Genomic DNA, 24697 nt, shown 5'->3' with positions numbered 1-24697 from the left:
CAAGTCGACGAAAAGCGTGTCGACTTGACCTGACCCCTCGGGCGCGGCAAGAGCATCAGGCACGACTCGTGACGGGACCCCACCGGAACCTCCGTTTCAGGACAAGGCGGCTCGGCTTCGCCTTCGCGTGGCGCGCCTTCGGCATGCGCCTTGGGCTCGCCTTCGGCTTTGCGTGTGGGTGTCAGATTTTCGTCATGGGGACGCTGCCGATCAGCATCAGGCGGACTGTGCCGGAGCCGCCGAAGTCGATCGTTGCGGTTGCCCTCAGGCCCGCGCCGTCCACTGCCACCACTCTGCCCAGGCCGTACTTGTCGTGGGTCACCCTGTCGCCCACTTCCAGCTTCAGGGCCGGGGCGTCCTTCCAGCCCTGTTTGCCTGGCGCTGGGCGGCTGAGGCCTCGGGAGGCTATGCCGCCTGAGGCTGAGCGGCCCCAGGTTGTGGCTGTCGCTGGGGATGAGCGGGAGGGTTCCACCCGTCGCCAGTCGATCAGGTCTTCCGGGATCTCGCCGAGGAAGCGGGAGGCCGGGTTGGCTGAGGGCTGGCCCCAGGCTGAGCGGACCAGGGCCCTCGACAGGTAGAGGCGGCGTTGGGCCCTGGTGATGCCCACGTAGGCCAGGCGGCGTTCTTCTGCCAGTTCTGCAGGGTCGCCCAGGGCTCGCATGTGCGGGAAGACGCCGTCTTCCCAGCCCGTGCTGAAGACGACCGGGTATTCGAGGCCCTTGGCCGTGTGGATGGTCATCAGGGTGACCACGCCGTCGGACTCCGCGTCCGGGATCGAGTCCGCGTCTGCCACCAGGGAGACGCGTTCCAGGAAGGCCGGGAGGGACGGGATCGGTTCCGCGCCCTCCGGGAGCTCCAGTTCGGTGAACTCGCGGGCGACCGTCACCAGCTCGTTGAGGTTCTCGATCCTCGTGTGGTCCTGGGGGTCCTCGCTGGCTTCCAGTTCGGAGCGGTAGCCGGACTTCTCCAGGACCGCTTCGAGGATGTCGGCCACGTCGTCCTCGCGGGCGACCATGTCGCCCAGCTCGTCCATCATCTCCACGAAGCCCGCGATCGCGTTGCGGGAGCGCGGGTTCAGCATCGGGACCTTGTCCAGGTCGCGCAGGGCCGCGGCGAAGCTGATGCGCTCTCGTTCGGCGTAGGCGGAGACGCAGGCCTCCGCTCGTTCGCCGATGCCGCGCTTCGGGACGTTCAGGATTCGGCGCAGGGAGACCGTGTCGTCCGGGTTGGCCAGGGTGCGGAGGTAGGCCAGGGCGTCGCGGACCTCCCGGCGCTCGTAGAAGCGGACGCCGCCCACCACGCGATACGGGAGGCCGAGGCGGATGAAGATCTCCTCGAACACGCGCGACTGGTTGTTGGTGCGGTAGAAGACGGCGATCTCGGAGTTGTTGACCTCGCCACCGTCGACCAGGCGGTCGATCTCGTTGGCGACGAAGGCGGCCTCGTCGTGTTCGTTGTCGGCGACGTAGCCGACGATCTTCTCGCCCTCGCCGAGGTCGGACCACAGGCTCTTGTCGCGGCGGTTGGGGTTGCGGGAGATGACCGCGTTGGCCGCCGTGAGGATGTTCTGGGTGGAGCGGTAGTTCTGCTCCAGCAGGATCGTGGTGGCGTCCGGGTAGTCGCGCTCGAACTCCACGATGTTGCGGATCGTGGCGCCGCGGAAGGCGTAGATCGACTGGTCCGCGTCGCCCACCACGCACAGCTCCGCCGGCGGGATCTCGCCGCCCGGCCTGCCGACCAGCTCGCGCACCAGCGTGTACTGCGCGTGGTTGGTGTCCTGGTACTCGTCGACCAGGACGTGGCGGAAGCGGCGGCGGTAGTGCTCGGCCACGTCCGGGAACGACTGGAGGAGCTCGACGGTCCGCATGATCAGGTCGTCGAAGTCGAGCGAGTTCGACTCGCCCAGGCGACGCTGGTAGACCGTGTAGACCTCGGCCACGCGGCGTTCCAGGTCGTTCGTGGCCTGGGCGGTGGCGGTCTCGGGGTCGACCAGCTCGTTCTTCAGGTTCGAGATGTGCACGGCCAGGGTGCGGGCCGGGTACTTCTTCGGGTCCAGATCGAGGTCGCGCGCCACGAGCGTGATGAGGCGCCGCGTGTCGTCGCTGTCGTAGATCGAGAAGCTCGACGACATGCCCAGCGTCTTGGCCTCGCGACGCATGACGCGGACGCACATCGAGTGGAACGTCGACACCCACATCGAGCGGGCGCGGGCGCCCACCATGTCGGCGACGCGCTCCTTCATCTCCGCGGCGGCCTTGTTCGTGAACGTGATGGCCATGATCTCGCCGGGGTGCACGTCCCTCGCCGCGAGCAGGTAGGCGATCCGCCTGGTGAGGACGCGCGTCTTGCCGGAGCCGGCGCCCGCCACCACGAGCAGGGGCGAACCGGCGTGCTCCACGGCACGGCGCTGCGCGGGGTTCAGGTCGTCGAGCAGGTGGCCCGCGCGGGAAACGGGGGGACTTGAGGGCAAGTCGAACAAGGCGCTCATCGTTCATCCACGGTACCGGGCGGCACCGACAAATCCCGTACCGCCCGACCACGTGTTCGATCCGGCGTCCCGCCGGGCGTCCCATCTGGTGGGTCCACCGGCAGGAGGGCTTGGCAGCGGGCGGCTGGTCTGTGCAACACTGCCTCCATGCGCGCGACGTACTTCGAGTTTTTCTACGGGACCCGGACTCCGGCTCCCGTGGTCGTCTAGCGCTGTCAAAGCCACCACGAAGCCCCGGAGTCCTCGGACCCCGGGGCTTCGCTGCTTCCGGGCCAGGGCTCGAAGAGTCGAGAGGTCACCACCGATGGACACCACCACCGAGCCGGACATCAACGACCTGCGCCAGGAGATCGACCACCTGGACGCCGAGATCCTGCGCCTCGTGCAACGCCGCGTCGAGATCTCCAAGATCATCGGCGCCGCGCGCATGGCGGCCGGCGGCACGAAGATCGTGCACAACCGCGAGATCGACGTCCTCAACCGCTACAAGCCGCTCGGCCCGGAGGGCAAGGACCTCGCGCTGACGCTGCTCAAGATGGGCCGCGGCCCGCTCGGCAGGTAGGGAAGCTCCGGCCCGGCGTCACAGCACGCCGGGCCAAAAAGGCCTCAGCGCCTCCCGTACCCGCCCTAGGTCCGCGTCGACGAGCTGGACGTCGTCCGGCACGTAGGCGAGCGGGTCGTCGAGCAACGGCTCCGGCAGCCGCAGCAGGCCCTCGACCAGCGCGTGCAGGCACAGCGCCGAGTACCCGCGCAGGTAGCCGCCCTCCTGGGTGAGCACCACGCGCGTCCCGGACGACGCCACCCGCCGTCCGATCTCGCGGTACCCGCCGGCCGTGAGGTTGTGGCGGCCGTTGGGGTCGAACGCCGACCCGTCGAACCCGGACGCGCACACCAGCAGGTCAGGTGCGAAGTCGTGCAGCAGGGGGAACGCGATCTCGTCGAGCGCGCGCAGGTACGCCGTGTCGCCCGCACCGAGTGACAGTTCGATGTTCACGTTCCGCCCGTTGGCGCCCACCTCCGACGGTGCGCCCGTCTGCGGGTGGTTCGTGCCCCACGACCCGTGGCGCATGTGCACCGAGATCGTCAGCACGTCCTGACGGTCGTAGAACACCTCCTGCGTGCCGTTGCCGTGGTGCACGTCCCAGTCCAGGACGGCGACCCGCTTCCCTTGCCGCCGCGCGGTTTCCGCCACCAGCGCCGCGTTGTTCACGAAGCAGTAGCCGTCGGCCATGTCCGGCTGGGCGTGGTGGCCCGGCGGCCGCACGAGCGCGTACGCCAGCGGTGCGCCGGACTCCAGAGCGGCCAACGCCGTCCCCGCCGCCGCGCACGCCGAACGCCACGTCTCCGGTCCCACGACCGTGTTCACCTCCAGCGCCACACGCTCCGATACGCGCAACGAGTCGAGGTATCCCGCCGTGTGCACGAGCAGAAGCTCGTCAACGGACGCATGCCGCCCCTCGTGCCACCGCAGGTGGCCGGCGACGGGTCCGTGCGTCAACGCGTGCCGGAACGTGCGCAGCCGTGCGGCGTTCTCCGGGTGCGGTTCGGCGACGTCCAGCCACGGCCAGGAGCCCGGCAGCTCCCACAGGCCCTCGCCGGCGTCGTGCTCGAGGCAGTCGTCGTGCCAGAACATGTCCACCCGAATCGGATATCAGGGCGATCACGGATGGTCCACCGGAAAAATCTGGAGGCACACTGGAGGCATGGGCCTCATCGCCGCACTGATCGCCATCGCCGGCCTGCTCGCCGCCTTGGCGCACGACGCATACCTGGGCTTGCTCGGTTCGGCCGCGAACAAGAAGGGCCTCTCCGGGGCGCCCGTCTCGCAGTTCGTCCGCAACCGCTGGAAGACCGCGATCATCACGACGGCCGGTGCCGCGATCGGCCTGCTGATCACGAACGGCGAGAGCGTCGGCGCCGACGTGATCGGCGCCCTCATCGCCGGCGGCAGCGGTCTGGCCGCCATCAACGGCGTGCAGAAGACGCGCAAGCAGCTGAACAGCGGTCAAGCGCAACTCCCGCCCCGCTGACAAGTCCACACGATCGAGTGTCACTCGTCCCGAACGCCCCCATTTGGTGAGTTCGACACCTCCGGACGGCCCTACCCTGGTTGCGTCGCAGAGGGGGTGTCGGGATGGACGAACTGCCGGGCAAGCACCGTCTCGCCGACGGGATCGCGCCGCCACCGGGGCGGCCCGTCGCCGGGGGCGACCGCATCCCGCTGCCCCGCGGCCGTGAGATCGACCCGCTCCAGGACACCGACGGGCTGCGCAAGTTCAACATCGGCATGGTGCCCGCCTCGGTCACGCCGCCGCGCACCTGGAAGCGCGCGGCGTGGTTCGCCGTCGTCTCGTCGGTGCTCGTGCTGGTCGGCCTGAGCGTCGCCGCGGCCAAGCTGGTCGGCGGCCACACCGACGCCGAACCGGTCGGCCTGCCCGGCTACCCGTCGGACGTGCCGCTGATCTCCCAGCTGCCCACGGGCGGCACCAGCACCACCCCGTCCGCCACCGGCACGCTCCCGTCGGCCGCGAGGACCGGCCAGGGCGCCCCCGTGCCGGGCACGGGTCCCGGCCGCACCCCCGGCCCGAGCGGTCAGGCCTCCGCGACCAGCGCCCGGCCCTCCGGCACCGCGCCGCCCGTCATCACGACGGTGCCGGTCACGCAGGCCCCGGTCGTCGACGGCACCCAGATCGCCCAGAAGACCGAGGACTTCTACCGCGAGATGGCGACGAACGCCGACAACGCGCTCGCCCTCACCACCGACACCGTGCGCTCGAACGCCGGCGCGCTGCTGGAGGGCCGGCTCGCGGACATCTCGCTGATCGAGGTCAAGGAGATCGCCGTCGACCCGGCCAAGGGCCTCACCGTCAGCCTGCTCCAGGTGACGAAGAAGGACGGCTCGGTGAGCACGGAGAAGCGCGAGCTCAGCTTCACGCTCGGCGACCTGCCGTTGATCAACGGTGAACGGTTGAAGACCGGCGGCTGACGCGCCTCAAGGTCGCGCTCGGAGCTACCGAACGTAGTAGGTAGCACCTTTGAGCGATTCCAGACCACCGCTGGCCGCCACGAACGGATGAACTCCGGGCAGGGACTGGCGGCCGCCCATGCGGCCACGGTACGTCTTCAGGTGACCACGGACAGTACGGAGGGCGAGACCAGTGCAGCGTCCCGCGACGACCGGCCGGCGGCACACCCGCACCGGGTCGATCAGCGTGGCCGACCTGCTCAAGCAGCAGCCGGTGCGCATCCCGTCGCAGGAGGAAGCCGCGACCGACGCCCTCGTCACGTCGCTGCTCGGCGAGACCGAGAACATGACCGCCACCACGGCCGTCATCCCGGTCGTCCCCGGCCGCCGCCGGCGCGCGAAGCAGACCCACGTCGCCAAGGCGTTCGGCCTGCTGACCGGCGCGGTCGTGCTCGTCGGCTCCATCGCGGGCGCGGCGGTCCTGGCGAGCCAGCGCCCCGCCAACTCCGGCATCCCGTACTCCGAGCGGCCCGTCGCGCTGTCCGGCTCGAGCGCGCTGCGCCCGGACGTCCTGTCGGCCCAGCTGCCGGACGAACGCCCGCAGGTCGCGCGGACGCCACCCGCCGCGCCGATGCCGCAGCCGTCCGCACTGCTGCTGCAGACGCCCGAACCGACCACGCCGGAGGTCTCGGTCGGCCCCCAGCCGCAGGTCGACGTGGTGAAGCGGTTCTACGAGCTGCTCACGTCCAAGCCGGGCTCGGCGGCCAAGCTGCTGTCCCCCGACCTCGTCGGCGCCAACCCCCAGGAGTTCGTCGACTCCTGGGGAATGATCAAGACGGTGAACGTGGACCAGACGTCGGTCCGGCCGGACGGCTCGGTGCTCGCGGTGGTCTCGATGCAGGAGCTCAACGGGAGCTGGCTGCGGATCGAACAGCTCTTCTGGCTCACCGACACGACCCAGCCGCGGATCATCGCCACCGAGGTCCTTTCGGCGCAGCGGAGTTAGGCCCGGCTGTAGGTCGCGCCCCAGCGGATCGCCGTTCGCAGTCGAACGGTGACCGCTCGTCGCGAAAACGGGGGTCGGACAGTGAAAATTCCCCCGAAGGGGTTACATCTCGGGTCACGATTCGGTATCCATGTTCCCGCCAGTGCGCGTACGCGAACTTGGAAAGGTGAACGAGCGGTGTCGATTGAGGACCATCGTCGGCGGCTGAACGGGTCGGCTGAGTCGACCGGGCAGCTGTCCGTCGCCGAGCTGATCGCCCGCCGCGAGGCGGAAACCGTGGAGATCCCGGTGATCACCGACGACATCACCCCCGAGGCGTTCGAGCCGACCGTCAAGTTCAAGGCGGTCAAGACGCCGGGCGGCAAGCCGAAGAAGCAGCCGATGCGCGAGCTGCACATCACCGAGCTGCTGCGCCGCGAGGGCCGGGCCGACGACACGCAGCGGGGCGGTTTCACGGTGGGCAAGCTGGCCGTCGCGGCCAGCGGTGGCGTGGTGCTCTGCGGGTCGATGGCGTTCGCCGCCTCCTCGCTGCTGCACTCGCCGGACGAGCGCCCGCTGGCCGAGGTGCGGTTCGACGAGCGCGCCCAGGCGCGTGCCGCGAGCGCCGGCACCGAGGGCGGCGTCGTGAAGCTGCCGTCGAACAAGACGCAGCAGGCCGACGCGACCGAGACGCGGGAAGCCGAGACGTCGTCGGCGAACCCGACCACGCGCGTCGCGCCGTACGTGCAGACGCAGCAGCCGCAGCGCCCGGCGCAGCAGACCCAGCAGCAGCCGACGCAGCAGCAGCCCACCTCGGAGACGCCGCCGGTCGCGAGCACGCCGTCCACGTCGCCGGAGACGAGCCAGCCGAGCACGCCGCCGTCGACCGAGACGCCCGCGCCGCCGACCTCGACCTCGCCGACGACCTCCACGTCGAACGCGGCCACCCCGCCGAGCAGCACCACGCCGCCCGCCTCGAGCGCGCTGCCCACGCAGACCAACCCGGTCGACGTGAGCGTGGACCTCGGCCTGCTCGACCCGGTCCTCAACACCGTGGGCGACACCGTCGGCGGCTTCGACTTCTTCACCCCGACGAACTGACGTACGACGGGTAGCTCAGCGGTGGCCCTCGACAGGTACCCTGTGCGGGCGATTCCGGACGACCGCTGACTACCGCACGAGGAGCACGAGCGTGGGACCTGCTGCCGAAGCCGCAGTCACGCTGTCGTGTGAGGCCGGGGTGGTCCTGTGACGACGTCCGACACCTCGGACGGCCGCCTGATCGCGGACCGCTACCGCTTCCTCGACCGCATCGGCTCCGGCGCGATGGGCATCGTCTGGCGCGCCCACGACGAGCGCCTCGGCCGTGAGGTGGCGATCAAGCAGTTGCTGCTCGCGCCCGGTCTCGACGAGGCCGAGCAGGACGAGGCCATCCAGCGCGCCATGCGCGAGGGCCGCATCGCCGCCAAGCTGCACCACCCGAACGCCATCGCCGTGTACGACGTCGTCGAGGAAGACGGCGTCCCGTGCCTGGTCATGGAGTACCTGCCGTCCTACAGCCTCGCCGACGCGCTGGCCGAGGGCGGGCCGATGGACCCCGTCGAGGTCGCCCACATCGGCTCCCAGTGCGCGGCGGCGCTGGCCGCGGCGCACGCGGCGGGGATCGTGCACCGCGACGTGAAGCCCGGCAACGTGCTGATCGCCGAGAACGGGATCGTCAAGATCACCGACTTCGGCATCTCGCGGGCCTCGGACGACATCACGGTCACCAAGACCGGCCTGATCGCCGGCACGCCCGCCTACCTCGCGCCGGAGATCGCGCGCGGCCAGGACCCGACGCCGGCCTCGGACGTCTACTCGCTCGGCTCGACGCTGTTCGCCGCGATGGAGGGCGAACCGCCCTACGGAGTGAGCGAGAACACTCTCGGTGTTCTGCACGCGGTCGCGGCCGGGCGGATCAACCAGCCGACCGTCGACCACCCGCTGTCCGACACGCTGCTGTACCTGCTCAACTTCGAGCCGGACGACCGGCCGACGATGTCGCAGGCGCGGGACGTGCTCAACGCCGTCGCGCACGGCCGTTCGCCGTCCTTCAGCGGCCTGGCGGTGCCCGCGGGGCCGGACCCGACGACGTTCGTGGAACCCGAACGAACCCGCGTGGTCCGTCCGGCGGCCGCGGTGCGCACCTCACCGCCGCGCACGGCGCCTCCGATGGCGCCCGCGCGCAGCCACCAGCAGGACAACCGGCCGTTGGTGATCGCCGCGGTCGTGCTGGCGTTGCTGCTGGTCATCGGTGGTCTGCTGGTGGCGCTCGGGGTCTTCACCAAGGACGGCGAGACGCCGTCAGTGCCGCCGCCGAGCTCGTCTTCGGTGGTGCCGACGACGACCCAGGTCTCGCAGCCAGAGGTGACCACCACCACGGCCGAGGCAACGACGACGCGCGAAACGACGTCCAGCACTACGACGACCACAACCACGACCACCACGACGACGACTACGACGACGACAACCACGACGACGACAACCACGAAGCCGCCGTCGTCGGCACCACCGAGCTCCAGCGCTCCGCCGCCGCCAGCTCAGGGTTAACCGTCACTACTCCGCAGAAGTCTCGTATGGTGGGTACCCGCACTGTTGGGTGATCTGAACCCAGAGGTGTGATGAGCCGTTGAACAGAGAGCAAGTGACCGCACAGCGGGGAGCAACTGTGACCGACGATGGCCGATTGGTCGCTGGTCGCTACCGATTGAGCCAGAGAATCGGCAGTGGCGCCATGGGCGTCGTCTGGACAGCGCTCGACGAACGCCTGCACCGCACCGTCGCGGTCAAGCAGCTGCTCCTGCAGCCCGGACTCGCCGAAGCCGACACCGACGAGGCGAAGCGCCGCGCCATGCGCGAGGGCCGCATCGCCGCGCGCCTGCAGCACCCGCACGCGGTGGCCGTCTACGACGTGGCCGAGGACGACGGCCAGCCGTGGCTGGTGATGGAGTACCTGCCGTCCAAGAGCCTCTCGGGCGTGTTGTCCGAACGCGGCACGCTCCCGCCGCGCGACGTGGCGTCGATCGGCATGCAGGTCGCCTCGGCGCTGGCCGCCGCGCACAACGCGGGCATCGTGCACCGCGACATCAAGCCCGGCAACGTGCTGCTCGGCGACGACGGCACGGTCAAGATCACCGACTTCGGCATCTCCCGCGCGACCGGTGACGTCACCGTCACCGCGACGGGCATGCTCGCCGGCACCCCCGCCTACCTCGCTCCCGAGGTCGCCAAGGGCTACGACCCCGGCTCGCCGTCCGACGTGTTCTCCCTCGGTTCCACGCTGTACGCGGCGATCGAGGGCGAGCCGCCGTTCGGCCTGAGCGAGAACACCATCGCGCTGCTGCACAAGGTCGCGTCCGGCAAGGTCAACCCGCCGCGCAACGCAGGGCCGCTGACCGCGCTGCTGATGCGCCTGCTGCGCGCGGAGCCGGAGGACCGGCCGACGATGGCCGAGGCCCGCGACGCGCTCGCCGCCGTCGCGAACGGCCAGGCCGCTCCCGCCTTCACGCCGGCCGTGGTCGCGCCGTCGCACCCGCCGTCGTGGCGCGGTGCCCCGGTGCAGCCCCAGCCGCAGCCGCAGGCCGCCACGCGGGCCCTGCCGCCCCAGCAGACCCCGCCGCCGCCCAACGCGACGCGCGTGGACCTGCACACGCCTCCGCGCGCCGTGCCGACGCAGCACCAGCCGGCGCCGCCGAACCGCCGCCCGGCCGCGGCACCGCAGTACTCGCAGCGCCCGAAGCCCGCCTCGTCGCTGGCGTCGTCGGTGAAGAGCAAGAAGTCGACCGTCTACACCGCGCTCGCCATCGTGGCGGCGGCGGTCGTCGGCATCATGTTCGCGAGCATGATCTCGAGCGGCGGTGACGAGGACAAGGGCAACAACGCCGGTCCCAACACGACGGTCCAGCAGACCCAGGGCGGCGACAACACCAAGCAGTCGACGCCGCCCAAGTCGGCGGGCAAGGCCGGTCAGTGGACGACCCAGCCGCAGCCCTCCGACATGGAGGACTTCCTGAAGGACTACTTCGACACCGCCCCCGACTCGCCGAACGACGCGTGGGCCATGGGCAACGCGAACTTCCAGGGCGCCTACCCCGGCGGCAAGAGCGGCTTCGACACCTTCTGGAACGGCATGAAGGACGCCAAGGTTCTCAAGGCGACCGAGGTGTCGGGCTTCTACTGGGAGGTCGACGTCGAGTACACGAAGAAGAGCGGCGGCAAGAGCACGGAACGGCGCGGCATCTCGTTCCAGTGGGCCAGCCCGAACCTCCTGCTGAGCAGCGACAAGTCGCTCGGCGCCGCTCAGGGCTACTGAGCAGGACCGCGCGGGTCAGCTGGCCCGCGCGGCCTTCTCCAGCGCTTCCGCCAGCGACAGCACGGCGGGGTTCCACGCGGCGTCCTCGCGGTAGACGACGTGGATGTGCCGCACCGGTTCGGGGTTGCGCACCTTGCGCAGCACGACGCCGGGGTGCGCGTAGCCCAGGCCCAGCCGCGGGATGAGGGTGACGCCGAGCCCGGCGGCCACGAACCCCTGCGCGGTGGCGTAGTCGTCGCTCTCCACGGCGACCTTCGGAGCGAACCCCGCGCCCGCGCACGCGTTCTTCACCAGGTCCGCGCACGGCCCCGTGGCGCCGCAGTCCGCGTTGATCCACGGCTCGCCGGCCAGCTCACCGAGGTCGAGCACGCGCTTGCGGGCCAGCGCGTGTCCCCGCGGCAACACGGCGTAGAACGGGTCGGCGAGCAGGTGCCGCGCGACCATGCCCTCGGGGGCGGGGGCCTCGGGCAGCAGGACGGTGATGGCGACGTCCGCGCGGCCCGCGGCGAGCTCCTCGAAGGGGTCGAAGGGCTCGGTGAGCTTCAGGTCGAGCTCGACACCGGACCGCTCGGCCCGGAACGTGGCCACCGCGGGCGGCACGAGGGCCGCTCCGGCCGTGGCGAAGTAGCGGACGCGCAGGGTGCCCGCGCAGCCGTTGCGCAACGCCGTCAGCGCGCTCTCGGCCTCGGCGAGCTGCTCGGCGAGGCGGGCGGCGTGCTCGGTGAGCAGACGGCCGGCGGCGGTGGGCCTGATGCCCCTGCCGACGCGTTCCAGCAGCGGTAGTCCCGCCTGCTTCTCCAGGCCCGCGACCTGCTGCGACACCGCCGACGGCGTGTAGCCGAGGTTCGTCGCGGCGGCGGTGATGGATCCCGTGCTCACGACCGCCCGGAGCACCTGCATGCGTCGCACGTCCAGCATGCCCCGGACCTTACAGCGCTACTTAAAGGTTCTGCACAACAATTAAATTGTTTTCAGGTGTCGGCGGGCGCATCGTGGACCCGTGAACCAACGCGGAACGTTGATCAGGATGGGCGTCCTCGCCCTGCTGTGGGGATCCAGCTTCCTCTGGATGAAGCTCGCGCTCGGAAGCCTCGCTCCTCTTCAGATCTCGCTCGTGCGCACGTTCTTCGGCGCGCTCGTGCTGTTCGTCGTGCTCGCGCTGGCGAAGATGACGCTCCCCCGCGACCGCCGGGTGTGGAGCCACATGCTGTTCGTGGCGCTGTTCGGCAGCGCGATCCCGTTCACGCTCTTCGCGTTCGGCGGCCAGACGGTCGACTCGGGCGTCTCCGGGGTGCTCAACTCCACGACGCCGCTGTTCGCGCTCGCCATCGGCCTGCTGCTGGGCACCGAGAAGATCAGCAACCTGGTTCGCATGCTCGGACTCGGGCTCGGCTTCGCGGGCGTCCTGCTGATCTTCGCGCCGTGGCAGGCGGCCAACAGCATCGCGAGCTGGGGCGCGGTGCTCTGCCTCATCGGCGCGGCGAGCTACGCCGTCGGCTACTCCTACGCGGGCCGCTACCTGGTGAACACCGGCGCGACCTCCACGCAGCTCGCCGCCATGCAGCTGACCACCGCGGTGGGGATGCTGGCCCTCGCGACGCCGTTCGGCGGGCTGCAGCCGCTGCACCTGCACTGGATCGGCGTCGTCGCCGTGGTCGTCCTGGGCGTCTTCGGGACCGGCGCCGCGTTCATCCTCAACTACCGCGTCATCGCGGATGAGGGCGCCACGACGGCGACTACGGTCGGTTACCTGTTGCCGGTGGTTTCGGTACTCCTTGGAGCGATCTTCCTCGGGGAGCAACTCAACGCGAGGGTCGTCGCCGGCATGCTGGTGGTGCTGCTGGGTGTCGCGCTGACCCGCAGGAAGCCCGTCGCGGCTGGTCAGAACGTCTCACCAAACGAGACGCGCGACCTGGTCAAACGCTGAAGGGTGAGACCCACGTCTCCCCCAGAAGGATGGTTCCGCGACGAATCGCGTCTTTCCCGGGCCCGTTGGCCGTCTCCTCTTTGTGAGCGGACATGGAGACCCCGGGAAGGACATCGACATGAAGAACGAGAACCTGAAGGTCACGAGCAGGACGACTTTCCACCTGCTGGCTCCCGGTGCGGCTCCCGCGCCGGTCGAGGCGGAGCTCGTCTACGACCCGGAGGACCCGTACGCGGTCGCCGTCGTCTTCTTCACCGGCTCCGGTCGCGTGGAGTGGATGTTCGCCCGCGACCTGCTGGCCGACGGCCTGCTGACGCCGTCCGGTGAGGGCGACATCCTGGTGCGGCCCGCGTCCGACGACCCGGAGCGCGTCCTGGTCGAGCTGAACGCGCCGACCGGGTTCGCCATCCTCAGCGCGGTCGCCGAGGACGTGGCGGAGTTCCTGGACAGCTCCTACGACGTCGTGCAGCCCGGCGAGGAGGACCTGTGGATCGACTTCGACCGCGAGCTGCAGAAGCTGGTGTCGACGATCGACTAGTCCCCCGCCGTCAGGTGGCCCGACGGGCGCGGGTCGAGCTGCGGGGCAGCTCGCCACCGGCGACCACCTGAGACGCTCGTGTCCGTCGTCGTGGGCAGCGACGAGGACGTGTTCCACCAGCGGGTTCGGCCTCCAGTCCCCACCGGGGAGCCGGTTCGGAGCGATCTGCGCGACCCCACGTGCGGGGAACCGCGGATGTGCTTCTGCGCGATTGATTAGTCTCATGGTGTGACGGCCATCGGGAATCGCTACACGCTGCTCGAGCGCATCGGCAGCGGAGCGATGGGGGTGGTCTGGCGGGCGCGTGACGAGGTGCTGGCGCGCGAGGTCGCGGTCAAGCAGCTCATCACCGGCGACCACCAGCGGGCGATGCGCGAGGCGCGCAACGCGGCCAGGTTGCACCACCCGCACGCGATCGCGGTGTTCGACGTCGTCGGCGACGACCACGAAGAGCCGTGGATCGTCATGGAGTACCTGCCGTCTCTCAGCCTCTCGGCGCTCATCGCCCAGGAGGGGCCCCTCAAGCCGGCCCAGGCCGCGCGGATCGGCGCCAAGGTCGCCTCGGCGCTGGCAGCGGCCCACAACGCGGGGCTGGTCCACCGCGACATCAAGCCCGGCAACGTCCTGATCGGCCACGACGGCACGGTCAAGATCACCGACTTCGGCATCTCCAAGGCCAGCGGCGACGGGACGATGACCGACACCGGCATGATCGCCGGCACCCCCGCCTACCTCGCCCCCGAGGTCGCGCGCGGCGAGCAGCCGGACGAGGCGTCCGACGTGTTCTCGCTCGGCGCCACCATCTACTCGGCCGTCGAGGGCGAGTCCGTGTTCGGGCCCAGCGACAACAGCTTCGGCCTCATCTACCGGGCCGCCAGCGGGCAGCTGCGCGACCCGAAGAACGCGGGCGAGCTCACGCCGTTGCTCATGCGCCTGCTCTCCAACGACCCCAAGGACCGGCCGACCGCCCAGGAGGCCGCCGACCTGCTGGCCGAGGGGCCGCAGCCGTCCCAGCCGCTGCACATCCCCGAGCAGCGCAGGCTCAAGCCACCCAACCGCCGGATCCTGGTGATCCTGTCGGTGATCGCGGCGATCGGGATCGGCGGTGGTGCCGCGGCGGCGTACTGGAGCGGCACGGGCGGTGACTCGTCCGCCAACGAGTCCGGCTTCTCGCCCGAGCAGACGACCCGCTACTTCACGGCCGGCGAGGCGATGGCGTTCGTGCAGGAGCACTACGCCCGCCTGCCGCGCGCCGACGTCGAGACGGCCTGGCAGGACTTCGCCGAGAACGGGCGGGAGCCGCGGGCCGACTTCGAGAAGCGGTGGAAGGGCTACACCTCGGTCCGGTGCGCCCTCTCCGCGATCCCGGTCCGTTCGAACGGGCCGGACTGGGTCGTCACGGTGAACCTGTCCCTCGTCACGGACATCGGCAAGCAGCGCGACATCGTCGTCGAGGTCTCGGTCGCCGCCGTCGACAACCAGATGAAGATCTCCGCGCTCAAAGAGATTGGCTGAGCAGCCAGAAGCTGCCGCCACCCACGACCACGCCCATCACCGACCCGGCCAGCACCTGCGCGGTCGTGTGGTCACCCAGCTCGACCCGCGACCACGCCACGAGCGCGGCCGGCAACGCCAGCAGCAGCCACCACGGTCCGTGGACGACCGCCAGCGTCACCACGGCGGCCCAGGCGACCGCGGCGTGCAGCGAGATCTTCCACTTCAACCCGAACGTGATCGCCATGCTGACGACCAGCGACGCGAACATGCTGCCCGCCAGCGCGAGCATGTTCACGGGCGCGTCGCCGAGCACCATGATCACCGTGCCCGCGGTCAGCGACGCCCCCGCCACGACCAGCGGGACGAGCCTGCCCTCGCGGTTGGTCACGTGGTGGCTGTCCCACTTGCCCTTGCGGGCGCCGCGGACGATGACGGCCATGGGGATGACGGACGCCGTCAACGCGACGACCAGCCCCCACAACAGCGTCATCCACAGGTTTTCAGTGGCCGCGGCAACGCCGAACGGCAGCAGGACCACCCAGACCCACGGCGCCAGCACCTCGGTGGCACCGCGGGCGACCTTCTTGATCAAAGCCCCCAGGAACCTCTCAGACCAGCCTGCGGTCCGTGGCCCAGCGGGAGAGCTCGTACCGGTTGGACAGCTGGGTCTTCCGCAGGACGCTCGACACGTGCGTCTCCACCGTCTTCACGCTGATGAAGAGCTCCGACGCGATTTCCTTGTAAGCGTAGCCACGGGCCAGCAGCCGCAGGACGTCGCGTTCGCGCGGCGTCAGCAGGTCGAGCTCGGGGTCGCTGATCGGCGCGGCACCCGGCCGGTCGGCGAACGCGTCCAGCACGAACCCGGCGAGCCGCGGCGAGAACACCGCGTCGCCCTCCGACACCCGCACGACCGCCCTGACCAGCTCCTGGCTGGAGATCGTCTTGGTCACGTAGCCGCGGGCACCCGCGCGGATCACGTTGATGACGTCCTCGGCCGCGTCGGAGACCGACAGGGCGAGGAACGTGACCTCCGGGATCTTGGTGCGGATCTGCCGCAGCACCTCGGCACCGCCGCCGTCGGGCATGTGCACGTCGAGCAGCACCACGTCCGGCTTGTGGTGGGCGATCCCCGCCACCGCCTCGCCGACGCTGCCCGCCTCGCCGACCACTTCCACCTCGTCGGTGATGGTGTCGAGCTCCGCGCGCACTCCCGCGCGGAACAACGCGTGGTCGTCCACCAGGAACACCCTCACGCTCACGTCCTGGCCTCCGTCTTCCTCGGCATCTCGAGCTGCACCTCGGTCCCCTCACCGGGTGCGGTGCGCAGCCGCACAGCTCCGCCGTGCCGGTCCATCCTCCCCCGGATGCTGCCCGCGAGGCCATGCCGGTCCTCCGGAACCGCGTCCGGGTCGAACCCCTTGCCCCGGTCGCGCACGAACACCGTCACCTTGTCCGGTTCGATCTCGGCGTAGACGCTGACCTCGCCGACCCCGGCGTGCTTGGCCGCGTTGACCATCGCCTCCTTCGAGGCCTGCACCAACGCGAACATGCCGTCCTCCAGCTCGCAGTCCCCGACCACGACCTGCGACACGGCGATGGCGAAGCCGTCCTCCACCTCCGCGCACGACTGGGCGATGGCGCCGCTCAGGGTCGCCGGCTGGTCGCTCCCGTCCCCGACCTCGCGGCCGTAGAGCCAGCTGCGCAGCTCGCGTTCCTGGCTGCGGGCCAGGCGCTTGACCTCGCGCGGCGACTCGGACTGCTTCTGGATCAGCGCGAGCGTCTGGAGCACGGAGTCGTGCAGGTGGGCGGCGATCTCGGCGCGTTCGTCGGTGCGGATGCGCGCACGGCGTTCCGCGTCGAGGTCGCGCACCAGCCGCATCCACAGCGGTACGGTCAGCACCGCGACACCGATCAGGGTGGCGAGCACGGCCAGCGCGACGCTGGGCAGGTTCTGGATGGAGTCGTTCGACACGAGGAACGCGGCGACCCCCGCCGCGACCAGTGCCGCCCCCGCCGCCGTCCGCACCACGCCCGTCTTCTTCCCCGCGCCGAGCGCCCCGTCCTTCCAGCGACGGCGTTGCGCCTCGTCCGCCTCGCGCCACACCACCGCGGCGCCGACGAGCGCGACGGCGATCGGGCCGGTCACCCAGCCGCCGGCGGTGCTGCCCAGCAGCCCGGTGAACACCGCGACGCCGAGACCGAGCGCGGCGAGGCCGATGGCCTGCTGCCACTCCTTGCGGTCCTTGTCGGTCTCCGGTTCCGCCACCGCGGACTGCGGGACGAACATCCAGAGCAACGCGTAGGCGATGATCCCGATCCCGCTGAACGCGGCGAGCAGGGCGAACACCGCACGCACCCAGAAGACCGGTGCGCCGAGGTGGTCCGCCATCCCGCTGGCGACGCCCGCGACCACGCGGCCGGTACGTCGGCGGCGCATCGGTTCGATCCCTGCACTCACCGGACGATCGTCACACGTCGCGCCGAGTTGTTCATCAGGGATGACCCCGGTTCCGTTGTTCAGGGCTGTTCCCTGATGTGGTCCGCGTCCCGACAGCGCAAGGTTGTCACCGTGAGCGGGACTGAGAAGGCAATGCAGGGCGTGGCGGACACGCTCAGAGAGTTCTGGGCCCACCGTCCGGTGCGGCCCCGTGCAGGACGCAAGCTCGGCGGCGTCGCCACCGGGATCGCCCTGCGCTACCGGATCGACCCGGTGATCGTGCGGATCGCGTTCGTCGCACTCGTGCTGTCCGGCGGTGTCGGCCTGCCGATGTACCTCGCGGGCTGGCTGCTGCTGCCGGAGGAGGGCGACGAGGTCTCGCCGCTGGAGTCGCTCGTCAACAGGGGGCACAGCTCCACGTCCCAGGGGCAGACCGTGCTGCTGGGCATCCTGATGTTCCCCGCGCTCGCGTTCACGTTCGGCAACGGCGGCTTCCAGGTCGTCGTGACGATCGCGGCCTCGGTGGCGTGCATCTACCTGCTGCAGAAGAACCGCGGGCACCTCGCGCCGGCCGCCACGATCGCCGAGACGCCGGTGACGCCACCGGTTCCGGGCGCACCGGCCTGGGACCCGCTGGGTGCCGCGCCGTTCGCGTGGGACCTGCCGGAACCGGCCCCCCGCCCGCAGCCGCCGGCACCGCGTCCGCGCAAGCCGAAGGTGGGCGCCGTGACGCTGGGCGTGGCACTGCTGGTCGTGGCCGCGTCCGCGATCGCCGGGGCGTGGGTGCCGTGGTTCACCGTGCCGCACGTCATCGGACTGGTGATCGCGGTGCTGGCCGCGGGCCTGCTGGTCGGGTCGTTCGTCGGCGGTGGCCGGGCCCTGATCTGGCTGCTGGTGCCGCTGTCGGTGGCCGGCTTCGGCCTCACGACCGTGGGCTTCGACGGCCCGCCGAACCTGGGCAACGTCGAGGCGACGCCGACTTCGTTGAGCGACGTCAAGGACCGCTACGAGCTGGGCGTCGGCAGCGTGACGCTCGACCTGCGGGAGCTGCCGGACTCCGGTTCGGTGAGGACCGAGCTCGAGTCGGACCTCGGCGAGCTGGTCGTGCGGGTGCCGCAGAACGCCGACGTGACGTTCCGGTGCGAGGCGTCGTCGATCGGCGAGCTCGACTGCCTCGGCAGGAAGGCCGACGGCAGCAGCGTGCAGGTCGACGGCACCGACCTCGGCAGCGACGGCGCCGGCGGCCTGAAGATCGACCTGGACGTTCACACGAGCGTCGGAAATGTGAGGGTGGCCCGTGACTGACCAGCAACCGGTGATGCGCAGGCGGATCGACCCGCTGGGCCTCGTGTTCGGGATCGGCGGCGGGCTGATGGCGGCCTACGTGCTGAGCGGGGGGACGTTCTGGTTCGACCTCCGGTGGGCGCTCGGGGGGACGGCCATCGTGGTCGGCGTGGTCCTGCTGACGAACTCGTTGAGGCGCAGGTCCTGACGGAAAGAGGAAAGGCCCCCGGTCGGCTGACCGGGGGCCTTTCTCACGTTCCTACTCCCACTCGATGGTGCCCGGCGGCTTCGACGTCACGTCCAGCACCACGCGGTTGACCTCCGCCACCTCGTTGGTGATGCGGGTCGAGATCCGCTCCAGCACCTCGTACGGCAGGCGCGTCCAGTCCGCGGTCATCGCGTCCTCGGACGACACCGGGCGCAGCACGATCGGGTGGCCGTACGTGCGGCCGTCGCCCTGGACGCCGACGCTGCGGACGTCCGCGAGCAGCACCACCGGGCACTGCCAGATGGACCGGTCGAGGCCGGCGAGGGTCAGCTCCTCGCGGGCGATGGCGTCGGCCTGGCGCAGCGTGTCGAGGCGGTCCTGGGTGACCTCGCCGATGATGCGGATGCCGAGGCCCGGGCCGGGGAACGGCTGGCGCTGCACGATGGTCTCGGGCAGGCCCAGCTCGGTGCCGACGCGGCGGACCTCGTCCTTGAACAGGGCGCGGAGCGGCTCGACGAGCTCGAACTGCAGGTCGTCCGGCAGGCCGCCGACGTTGTGGTGCGACTTGATGTTCGCGGTGCCCGCGCCGCCGCCGGACTCGACGACGTCCGGGTAGAGCGTGCCCTGGACGAGGAACTTGTAGTCGCCCTCGGCCTTGAGGTCACGCTCGGCCTGCTCGAACACGCGGATGAACTCGCGGCCGATGATCTTGCGCTTCTCCTCAGGGTCGGTGACGCCGGCCAGGGCGTTGAGGAAGCGCTCGCGGGCGTCGACCGTGACCAGGCGGATGCCCGTGGCGGCCACGTAGTCGCGCTCGACCTGGGCGCGTTCGCCGGAGCGCAGCAGGCCGTGGTCGACGAAGACGCACGTGAGGCGGTCGCCGATCGCGCGCTGGACCAGGGCCGCGGCCACGGCGGAGTCGACGCCGCCGGACAGGCCGCAGATCGCCTTGCCGTCACCGATCTGCTCGCGGATGCGGGTGACCTGCTCGTCCACGATCGACGAGGTGGTCCACTGCGGCCGCAGGCCCGCGATGTCGTGCAGGAACCGGCGCAGCACCTCTTGGCCGTGCGGCGAGTGGTGCACCTCGGGGTGGTACTGGACGCCGGCGAAGCGGCGCTGCCTGTCCTCGAACGCGGCGACCGGCGCGCCCTCGCTGGTCGCGGTGACCGTGAAGCCCTCGGGCGCCTTCGTGACGGCGTCGCCGTGGCTCATCCACACCGGGTGGCTGGCCGGGAGCTCCTGGTGCAGCGCGCCGCCCTCGGTGGGCACGCTCAGGTCCGTGCGGCCGTACTCGCGGGTGCCGGTCTGCTCGACCGAGCCGCCGAGCGCGCGCGCCATCGCCTGGAAGCCGTAGCAGATGCCGAAGACCGGGACGCCGGTCTCGAACAGCTTCGGGTCGACCTGCGGCGCGCCCTCCTCGTAGACGCTCGACGGGCCACCGGACAGAACGATGGCCAGCGGGTTCTTGTCGAGGATCTCGCTCACCGACGCGGTGTGCGGGACCACCTCGGAGTAGACCTGGGCCTCGCGCACGCGGCGGGCGATCAGCTGCGCGTACTGGGCACCGAAGTCGACGACGAGAACAGGGCGGTTGCTGGTGTCGGACACGCCGCCAAGGATCTCATGCGTGGACGGTGAACTGCTGACCGGTGGCGGGCTCAACCAGGTGTTCAAGGTGGGTGACGCGGTGCGCAGACCGGCGGGGCCGTGGGCTCCTCGGGTGCACGAGTTGTTGCGGCACTTGGCACCGCTGGGCGTCGCGCCGGTGCCTCTCGGGCTCGACGGCGAGCACGAGCTGCTGAGCTACCTGCTCGGTGACGTTGGCCACGTGCCCCCATCGGACGACACGGCTCTGATCGAGTCCGCGCTGCTGTTGCGGCGGCTGCACGACTCGACGCTCGACCTCGTCGACCGGCGCGACGGGTGGCAGCACCCCGCCAGAGAGCCCGTCGAGGTGGTGCTGCACGGCGACTTCGCGCCGTACAACACCGTGTTCACCGACGGCCGTCCGACGGGGGTCTTCGACTGGGACAGCGCGCATCCCGGTCCGCGCTGGTGGGACGTCAGCTGGGCGGTCATCCAGTTCGTGCTGGCGCTGCCGGACGACCGCGCCCGGCGCACCCGGCTCTTCTGCGAGGCGTACGGGTGCGGCTACGAAGACGATCACGTCCTCGCCCGTCTGGACGACATGATCAGGACGATCAGGGAGCATCCGGCGTTCGTGCTGCAACGCGCGGAACGCCACGACGACTACTACATGGAACTCGTTCGGTACGTGCAGGCCAACAGGGCTTAACGTGGCCCCATGGACGCGTTCACACCACAGCCCAGGCCCTGCTGGGTCGCCGGCCGCCCCGAGCAGGGCGAGCAGGCGCTGGAGGTTCTCCACCCGTTCGACGGCACCGAGGTCGCCTCCGTCGCCGTACCGGGCAGAGACCAGGTGGAACGCGCCGTCGCGGCGGCCGCGGCCGTGGCCAAGGAGTTCCGGCGGACACCCGCGCACGTGCGGGCCGAGGCGTTGCTGAAGGTGTCGCGCACGCTGGCCGACCGCGCGGAGGAGATCGCCGAGACGATCACCGCCGAAAACGGCAAGCCGCTCAAGTGGGCCGAGATCGAGGTGCAGCGCGCGGTCAACACCTTCCGGTTCGCGGCCGAGGAGGCGCGGCGGTTCACCGGCGGGCTGCAACGGCTCGACACCGAGGCCGGTGGCGTGGGGCGGATGGCGATCGTCCGGCACGTGCCGCGCGGGCCGGTGCTGGCGGTGGCGCCGTTCAACTTCCCGCTGAACCTGGTGGCGCACAAGGTCGCGCCGGCGCTCGCGGTGGGCGCGCCGGTGATCGTGAAGCCCGCCTCGGCGACGCCGCTCAGCGCGTTGCTGCTGGGCGAGGTCCTCGCCGAGACCGCCCTGCCGGAGGGCGTGTTCTCCGTCCTCCCCGTGCGCGGCAAGGACATGGACGCGCTCGTGAAGGACGAGCGGCTGCCGGTCATCTCGTTCACCGGGTCAACGAAGGTCGGCTGGTCGTTGATGGAAGCCGCGCCGCGCAAGCACGTCGTGATGGAGCTGGGCTCCAACGCGGCCGCGATCGTCTGTCCCGACTGGACGGACCTGGACCACGCGGCGCGGCGCATCGCGACGTTCGGCAACTACCAGGCCGGGCAGTCGTGCATCGCCGTGCAGCGGGTGATCGTCGACCGCTCGCTCGCCGACGAGTTCGTGCCGAAGCTCGTGGAAGCCGTGGGGGCGTTGAAGACCGGCGACCCGCACGACCCCGAGGTCGAGGTCGGCCCGTTGATCGACGAGGACAACGCGCGGCGCGTCGAGGAGTGGGTCAACATGGCCACCGACGTCGGCGCGAAGGTGCTGGTGGGCGGCAAGCGGACCGGTGCGACGGTCGAGCCGACCGTGCTCGCCGACGTGCCGAGGACCGCGAAGGTGTGGACCGAGGAGATCTTCGGGCCGGTGCTCGTGGTGTCCGTCGCGGACGGCGTGGAGGACGCGTTCGCGCAGGCCAACGACTCCAAGTACGGGCTGCAGGCCGGTGTGTTCACCCGTGACGTGCAGGTGGCGTTCGAGGCCGCGGCCGAGCTGGAGGTCGGCGGTGTGATCATCGGCGACGTGCCGTCGTACCGCGCCGACCAGATGCCCTACGGCGGGGTGAAGGGCTCGGGCACCGGACGGGAGGGCGTCCGGTCGGCGATGGAGGACTTCACCGAGGAGCGCGTCACGGTCCTGACCGGGATTCAGCTCTAGCCCGGATTCAGCTGTGGCCCGGTTTCAGCTGTGGCCCAGGGCTGTGCGCAGCACGCGGTCGTCGCCGGCCGGTCCGGCGACGTGACCGTCTGGCCGGACCAGGCGTCCGTCCGCGACCGTGAAACCCGGTCCGGCGGCGCGTGATCCGGCCACCAGCTCGCCCCCGTCGGTGGTCAGCGGCGACGCGGCGTACGAGAACGGCGTGAAGAGCTTGCCGGAGTCGATGCCTTCACCGGAGTCGAGCGCCCGTTCCCGTTCCTCCCTCTCCTCGGGCGTGCCGGGGACGAGGAAGCGCATGGTGGCGCCCGTGACGCGGAGGTTCTCGTCGGCGGCGGCACCGCGCTCGGCGTCGTAGGACGCCAGCAGGCCAGGCCCCGCCTCCCCCGCGCGGTCGGCGGCGATCTTCCACGCGGCGTTGTCCGCGTCGCAGATCCCCGAGTTCAGGCCGCGGGCGCCGAACGGGCTCATCACGTGCGCGGCGTCGCCCGCGAGCAGGACCCGGCCGTCCCGCAGGGTTGCGGCCCGGCGCTGGTGGAAGCGGTAGGTGGACTGCCAGACGACCTCGTACGGCCGGTCGCCGACGATCGCGCGGACGTGCGCGTCGGTGAGCTGGACGTCCCCGGCGACCTGCCAGTCGATCCGCCAGACGCCGTCCGGCTGCGGGTGCAGGAGGACCTGTCGGCCGGGGTTCCAGGGCGGGTCGAAGTAGAAGCGGCGTTCGGGCGTCTCGAAGTCCAGGTCGACGCGGACGTCGGCGATGATGAACCTGTCGTCGAACGAGAAGCCGTCGAACGGGATGCCCAGCAGGCGCCGGACGGTCGAGTGCGCGCCGTCCGCGGCGATGCAGTGCGTGGCCCTGATCCCGTCCCGCGTGACCACTCCCGCGTCGTCCTGGGCCAGGCCGGTGAGGGCGTGGCCGTAGCGCAGCTCGACGAGCGGCTCGGCGCGGACGCGGTCCTCCAGCAGCTGCTCGACGACGGTCTGCGGGGTGTTCACGAACGGCGGGAAACCCTCGGCCTCGGGGAAGGTCAGGGTCAGGACCTCGCGGTCGCGGTGGTAGGTGCGGCCGGTGTACCAGGTGACGCCCGCGTCGGCGACGGCCTGGCCGACGCCGACCCGTTCGAGGATCTCCAGCACGTCGCGCTGCACGCAGATCGACCGGCTGCCGGTCTTGGCGCGGTGGCCGGCGGCTTCCACGACGGTGCTCGGCACCCCGGCTCTCGCGAGGAAGAGCGCGGCGGTGAGCCCGACCGGCCCGGCGCCGACCACCAGGACCGTCACTGCAGGGCGTCCCAGACGGCCCTGTCGCGTTCGGCGGTCCAGATCTCCGGCCAGTCCTTGCCGTCGCACTCGTCCCAGTAGCGCTTCACGTCGAACGGCAGGCAGTGCTCGAAGATCGGCCAACGCCCGTAACGGCCCACGAGCGCGCTGTGCGCCAGTTCGAAGGCCTGCTTGAGCGTGCCGCCCTCGGCGTGCACCCCGCCGACGGTGCGGCGCAGCTCGTCGAGGAAGTGCCTGCTCTGGTTGATGGCGGCCTCGACCTCGATGCGGTCCCGCGCGACCTTGCCGCGGCCGCCCACCAGGACCTCGGCGCCGAGGTCCTCGATCTCGTCCAAAGTGGACGTCGCCCAGTCGTCGTGGAACGCGTCACCGGTGTACAGCGCGGCCTGCGACTCGACGAGGTCGCCCGCGAAGAGGATGCGCTGCTGCGGCAGCCACGCCACGATGTCGCCCGCCGTGTGCCCGCGGCCGAGGTGCTGCAGAACCAGGTCGCCGCGTTCGTCGCCGAGCGGGATGGTCATGCGGTCGGAGAACGTGAGCGTCGGCCAGGTCAGTCCGGGGATCTCCTCAGGCTTCTCGAACAGCCGCGGCATGCGGCCGAGCTCGCTCTCCCAGTCCTGCCGGCCGCGTTCGGCGATCAGCACGCGCGTCATCTCGTGCGCGACGACCTCCTGCGCGTCGAACGCGCTGGCACCGAGCGTGCGAACGGCGTGGTAGTGGCTGAGCACGAGGTACCGCACGGGCTTGCGGGTGCGCTTGCGCAGCAGTTCGAGCCAACGGCGCGCGGCCGCCGGCGTCGCGCGTGCCTCGAAGCAGATCAGGAAGTCCTCTGCCTCGATGGCGCCGACGTTGGGGTCGCCCTCGGCGGTCAGGGTGTAGACGCCGTCGGCGAGCTCGACGAAGACCTCGTCCTTCGGGGTGAGGTCTTCGCTGGAAGCGAAAGGCTTTGTGGCCATGCTTCCACCGTAGCCAAACGAATCCG

At 70.8% G+C, this 24697-nt stretch carries 23 protein-coding genes; 14 read left to right on the top strand and 9 right to left on the bottom strand.

Annotated elements, in window-relative coordinates:
- Positions 1 to 181: 181 nt before the first annotated feature.
- Positions 182 to 2488, bottom strand: coding sequence for a DNA helicase PcrA (gene pcrA / locus VF330_RS35905; RefSeq protein ID WP_330856189.1), 2307 nt, complete (start codon positions 2486 to 2488; stop codon positions 182 to 184).
- A gap of 304 nt (positions 2489 to 2792) precedes the next feature.
- Here pcrA and VF330_RS35900 point away from each other — a divergent pair, with 304 nt between their 5' ends.
- Positions 2793 to 3050, top strand: a complete 258-nt coding sequence (locus VF330_RS35900; protein WP_330856188.1) for a chorismate mutase — start codon at positions 2793 to 2795, stop codon at positions 3048 to 3050.
- Between the two features lie 18 nt (positions 3051 to 3068).
- Here the strand turns inward: VF330_RS35900 and VF330_RS35895 are convergent, their stop codons facing one another.
- Positions 3069 to 4121 carry a histone deacetylase gene (locus VF330_RS35895; RefSeq protein WP_330856191.1) on the bottom strand — a complete coding sequence of 351 codons (1053 nt, stop codon included), beginning with the start codon at positions 4119 to 4121 and terminating at the stop codon, positions 3069 to 3071.
- Between the two features lie 70 nt (positions 4122 to 4191).
- Between VF330_RS35895 and VF330_RS35890 the strand changes: the two genes are divergently transcribed.
- The 6 genes from VF330_RS35890 (at position 4192) to VF330_RS35865 (ending at position 10789) form a co-directional block, all read left to right on the top strand.
- Positions 4192 to 4518, top strand: coding sequence for a hypothetical protein (locus VF330_RS35890; protein ID WP_330856187.1), 327 nt, complete (start codon positions 4192 to 4194; stop codon positions 4516 to 4518).
- A gap of 104 nt (positions 4519 to 4622) precedes the next feature.
- Positions 4623 to 5474, top strand: a complete 852-nt coding sequence (locus tag VF330_RS35885; RefSeq protein ID WP_330856186.1) for a hypothetical protein — start codon at positions 4623 to 4625, stop codon at positions 5472 to 5474.
- Between the two features lie 172 nt (positions 5475 to 5646).
- The gene (locus VF330_RS35880; RefSeq protein WP_330856185.1) at positions 5647 to 6459 is read left to right on the top strand and encodes a hypothetical protein; all 813 of its coding nucleotides are present in this window, start codon (positions 5647 to 5649) and stop codon (positions 6457 to 6459) included.
- 177 nt (positions 6460 to 6636) lie between these two features.
- A complete protein-coding gene (locus VF330_RS35875) occupies positions 6637 to 7539 on the top strand; it encodes a hypothetical protein (RefSeq protein ID WP_330856184.1) in 903 nt (300 codons plus the stop codon).
- A 147-nt stretch (positions 7540 to 7686) separates the two neighbouring features.
- Complete coding sequence (locus tag VF330_RS35870; RefSeq protein ID WP_330856183.1) at positions 7687 to 9027, top strand: serine/threonine-protein kinase; 1341 nt, start codon at positions 7687 to 7689, stop codon at positions 9025 to 9027.
- A 118-nt stretch (positions 9028 to 9145) separates the two neighbouring features.
- Positions 9146 to 10789, top strand: a complete 1644-nt coding sequence (locus tag VF330_RS35865) for a serine/threonine-protein kinase (protein ID WP_414675531.1) — start codon at positions 9146 to 9148, stop codon at positions 10787 to 10789.
- 15 nt (positions 10790 to 10804) lie between these two features.
- Here VF330_RS35865 and VF330_RS35860 read toward each other — a convergent pair whose 3' ends face one another.
- A complete protein-coding gene (locus tag VF330_RS35860) occupies positions 10805 to 11707 on the bottom strand; it encodes a LysR family transcriptional regulator (RefSeq protein WP_330856181.1) in 903 nt (300 codons plus the stop codon).
- Positions 11708 to 11789: 82 nt separating this feature from the next.
- Between VF330_RS35860 and VF330_RS35855 the strand changes: the two genes are divergently transcribed.
- The 3 genes from VF330_RS35855 (at position 11790) to VF330_RS35845 (ending at position 14769) form a co-directional block, all read left to right on the top strand.
- Positions 11790 to 12716, top strand: a complete 927-nt coding sequence (locus VF330_RS35855) for a DMT family transporter (protein WP_330856180.1) — start codon at positions 11790 to 11792, stop codon at positions 12714 to 12716.
- 118 nt (positions 12717 to 12834) lie between these two features.
- Positions 12835 to 13254 (top strand): SsgA family sporulation/cell division regulator, encoded by a 420-nt coding sequence (locus tag VF330_RS35850; RefSeq protein WP_330856179.1) that lies wholly within the window; start codon positions 12835 to 12837, stop codon positions 13252 to 13254.
- Positions 13255 to 13482: 228 nt separating this feature from the next.
- A complete protein-coding gene (locus tag VF330_RS35845; RefSeq protein ID WP_330856178.1) occupies positions 13483 to 14769 on the top strand; it encodes a serine/threonine-protein kinase in 1287 nt (428 codons plus the stop codon).
- On the opposite strand, the gene VF330_RS35840 is transcribed toward VF330_RS35845, so the two are convergent.
- The 3 genes from VF330_RS35840 to VF330_RS35830 are packed head-to-tail and all read right to left on the bottom strand — an operon-like array spanning position 14753 to position 17251.
- Positions 14753 to 15343 (bottom strand): hypothetical protein, encoded by a 591-nt coding sequence (locus tag VF330_RS35840; RefSeq protein ID WP_330856177.1) that lies wholly within the window; start codon positions 15341 to 15343, stop codon positions 14753 to 14755. The genes VF330_RS35845 and VF330_RS35840 overlap by 17 nt on opposite strands.
- Positions 15344 to 15359: 16 nt before the next feature.
- A complete protein-coding gene (locus tag VF330_RS35835) occupies positions 15360 to 16010 on the bottom strand; it encodes a response regulator transcription factor (protein WP_330856176.1) in 651 nt (216 codons plus the stop codon).
- Positions 16007 to 17251 carry a PspC domain-containing protein gene (locus VF330_RS35830; protein ID WP_414675533.1) on the bottom strand — a complete coding sequence of 415 codons (1245 nt, stop codon included), beginning with the start codon at positions 17249 to 17251 and terminating at the stop codon, positions 16007 to 16009. The genes VF330_RS35835 and VF330_RS35830 overlap by 4 nt, the downstream gene beginning before the upstream one ends.
- A 69-nt stretch (positions 17252 to 17320) precedes the next feature.
- On the opposite strand from VF330_RS35830, the gene VF330_RS35825 reads away from it, so the two are divergent.
- The gene (locus VF330_RS35825) at positions 17321 to 18493 is read left to right on the top strand and encodes a PspC domain-containing protein (RefSeq protein ID WP_330856174.1); all 1173 of its coding nucleotides are present in this window, start codon (positions 17321 to 17323) and stop codon (positions 18491 to 18493) included.
- On the top strand, positions 18486 to 18680 hold the full coding sequence (locus VF330_RS35820; protein WP_330856173.1) for a hypothetical protein: 195 nt from the start codon (positions 18486 to 18488) through the stop codon (positions 18678 to 18680). Before VF330_RS35825 ends, VF330_RS35820 begins: the two co-directional genes overlap by 8 nt.
- A gap of 51 nt (positions 18681 to 18731) precedes the next feature.
- Here the strand turns inward: VF330_RS35820 and guaA are convergent, their stop codons facing one another.
- Positions 18732 to 20291, bottom strand: coding sequence for a glutamine-hydrolyzing GMP synthase (gene guaA, locus VF330_RS35815; protein ID WP_330856172.1), 1560 nt, complete (start codon positions 20289 to 20291; stop codon positions 18732 to 18734).
- A 19-nt stretch (positions 20292 to 20310) separates the two neighbouring features.
- On the opposite strand from guaA, the gene VF330_RS35810 reads away from it, so the two are divergent.
- Together VF330_RS35810 and VF330_RS35805 are read left to right on the top strand one after the other, a co-directional pair.
- Complete coding sequence (locus tag VF330_RS35810) at positions 20311 to 20979, top strand: aminoglycoside phosphotransferase family protein (protein ID WP_330856171.1); 669 nt, start codon at positions 20311 to 20313, stop codon at positions 20977 to 20979.
- Positions 20980 to 20988: 9 nt separating this feature from the next.
- Positions 20989 to 22434 carry an aldehyde dehydrogenase family protein gene (locus tag VF330_RS35805; RefSeq protein ID WP_330856170.1) on the top strand — a complete coding sequence of 482 codons (1446 nt, stop codon included), beginning with the start codon at positions 20989 to 20991 and terminating at the stop codon, positions 22432 to 22434.
- A gap of 24 nt (positions 22435 to 22458) precedes the next feature.
- On the opposite strand, the gene VF330_RS35800 is transcribed toward VF330_RS35805, so the two are convergent.
- Together VF330_RS35800 and VF330_RS35795 are read right to left on the bottom strand one after the other, a co-directional pair.
- Positions 22459 to 23715 (bottom strand): FAD-dependent monooxygenase, encoded by a 1257-nt coding sequence (locus tag VF330_RS35800; RefSeq protein WP_330856169.1) that lies wholly within the window; start codon positions 23713 to 23715, stop codon positions 22459 to 22461.
- Positions 23712 to 24671 (bottom strand): MBL fold metallo-hydrolase, encoded by a 960-nt coding sequence (locus tag VF330_RS35795; RefSeq protein WP_330856168.1) that lies wholly within the window; start codon positions 24669 to 24671, stop codon positions 23712 to 23714. The genes VF330_RS35800 and VF330_RS35795 overlap by 4 nt, the downstream gene beginning before the upstream one ends.
- Between the last annotated feature and the right edge of the window lie 26 nt (positions 24672 to 24697).

This window comes from Lentzea sp., from assembly GCF_036380075.1.
Taxonomy (GTDB): domain Bacteria; phylum Actinomycetota; class Actinomycetes; order Mycobacteriales; family Pseudonocardiaceae; genus Lentzea.
This window is presented reverse-complemented; position numbering and strand designations above follow the sequence as displayed.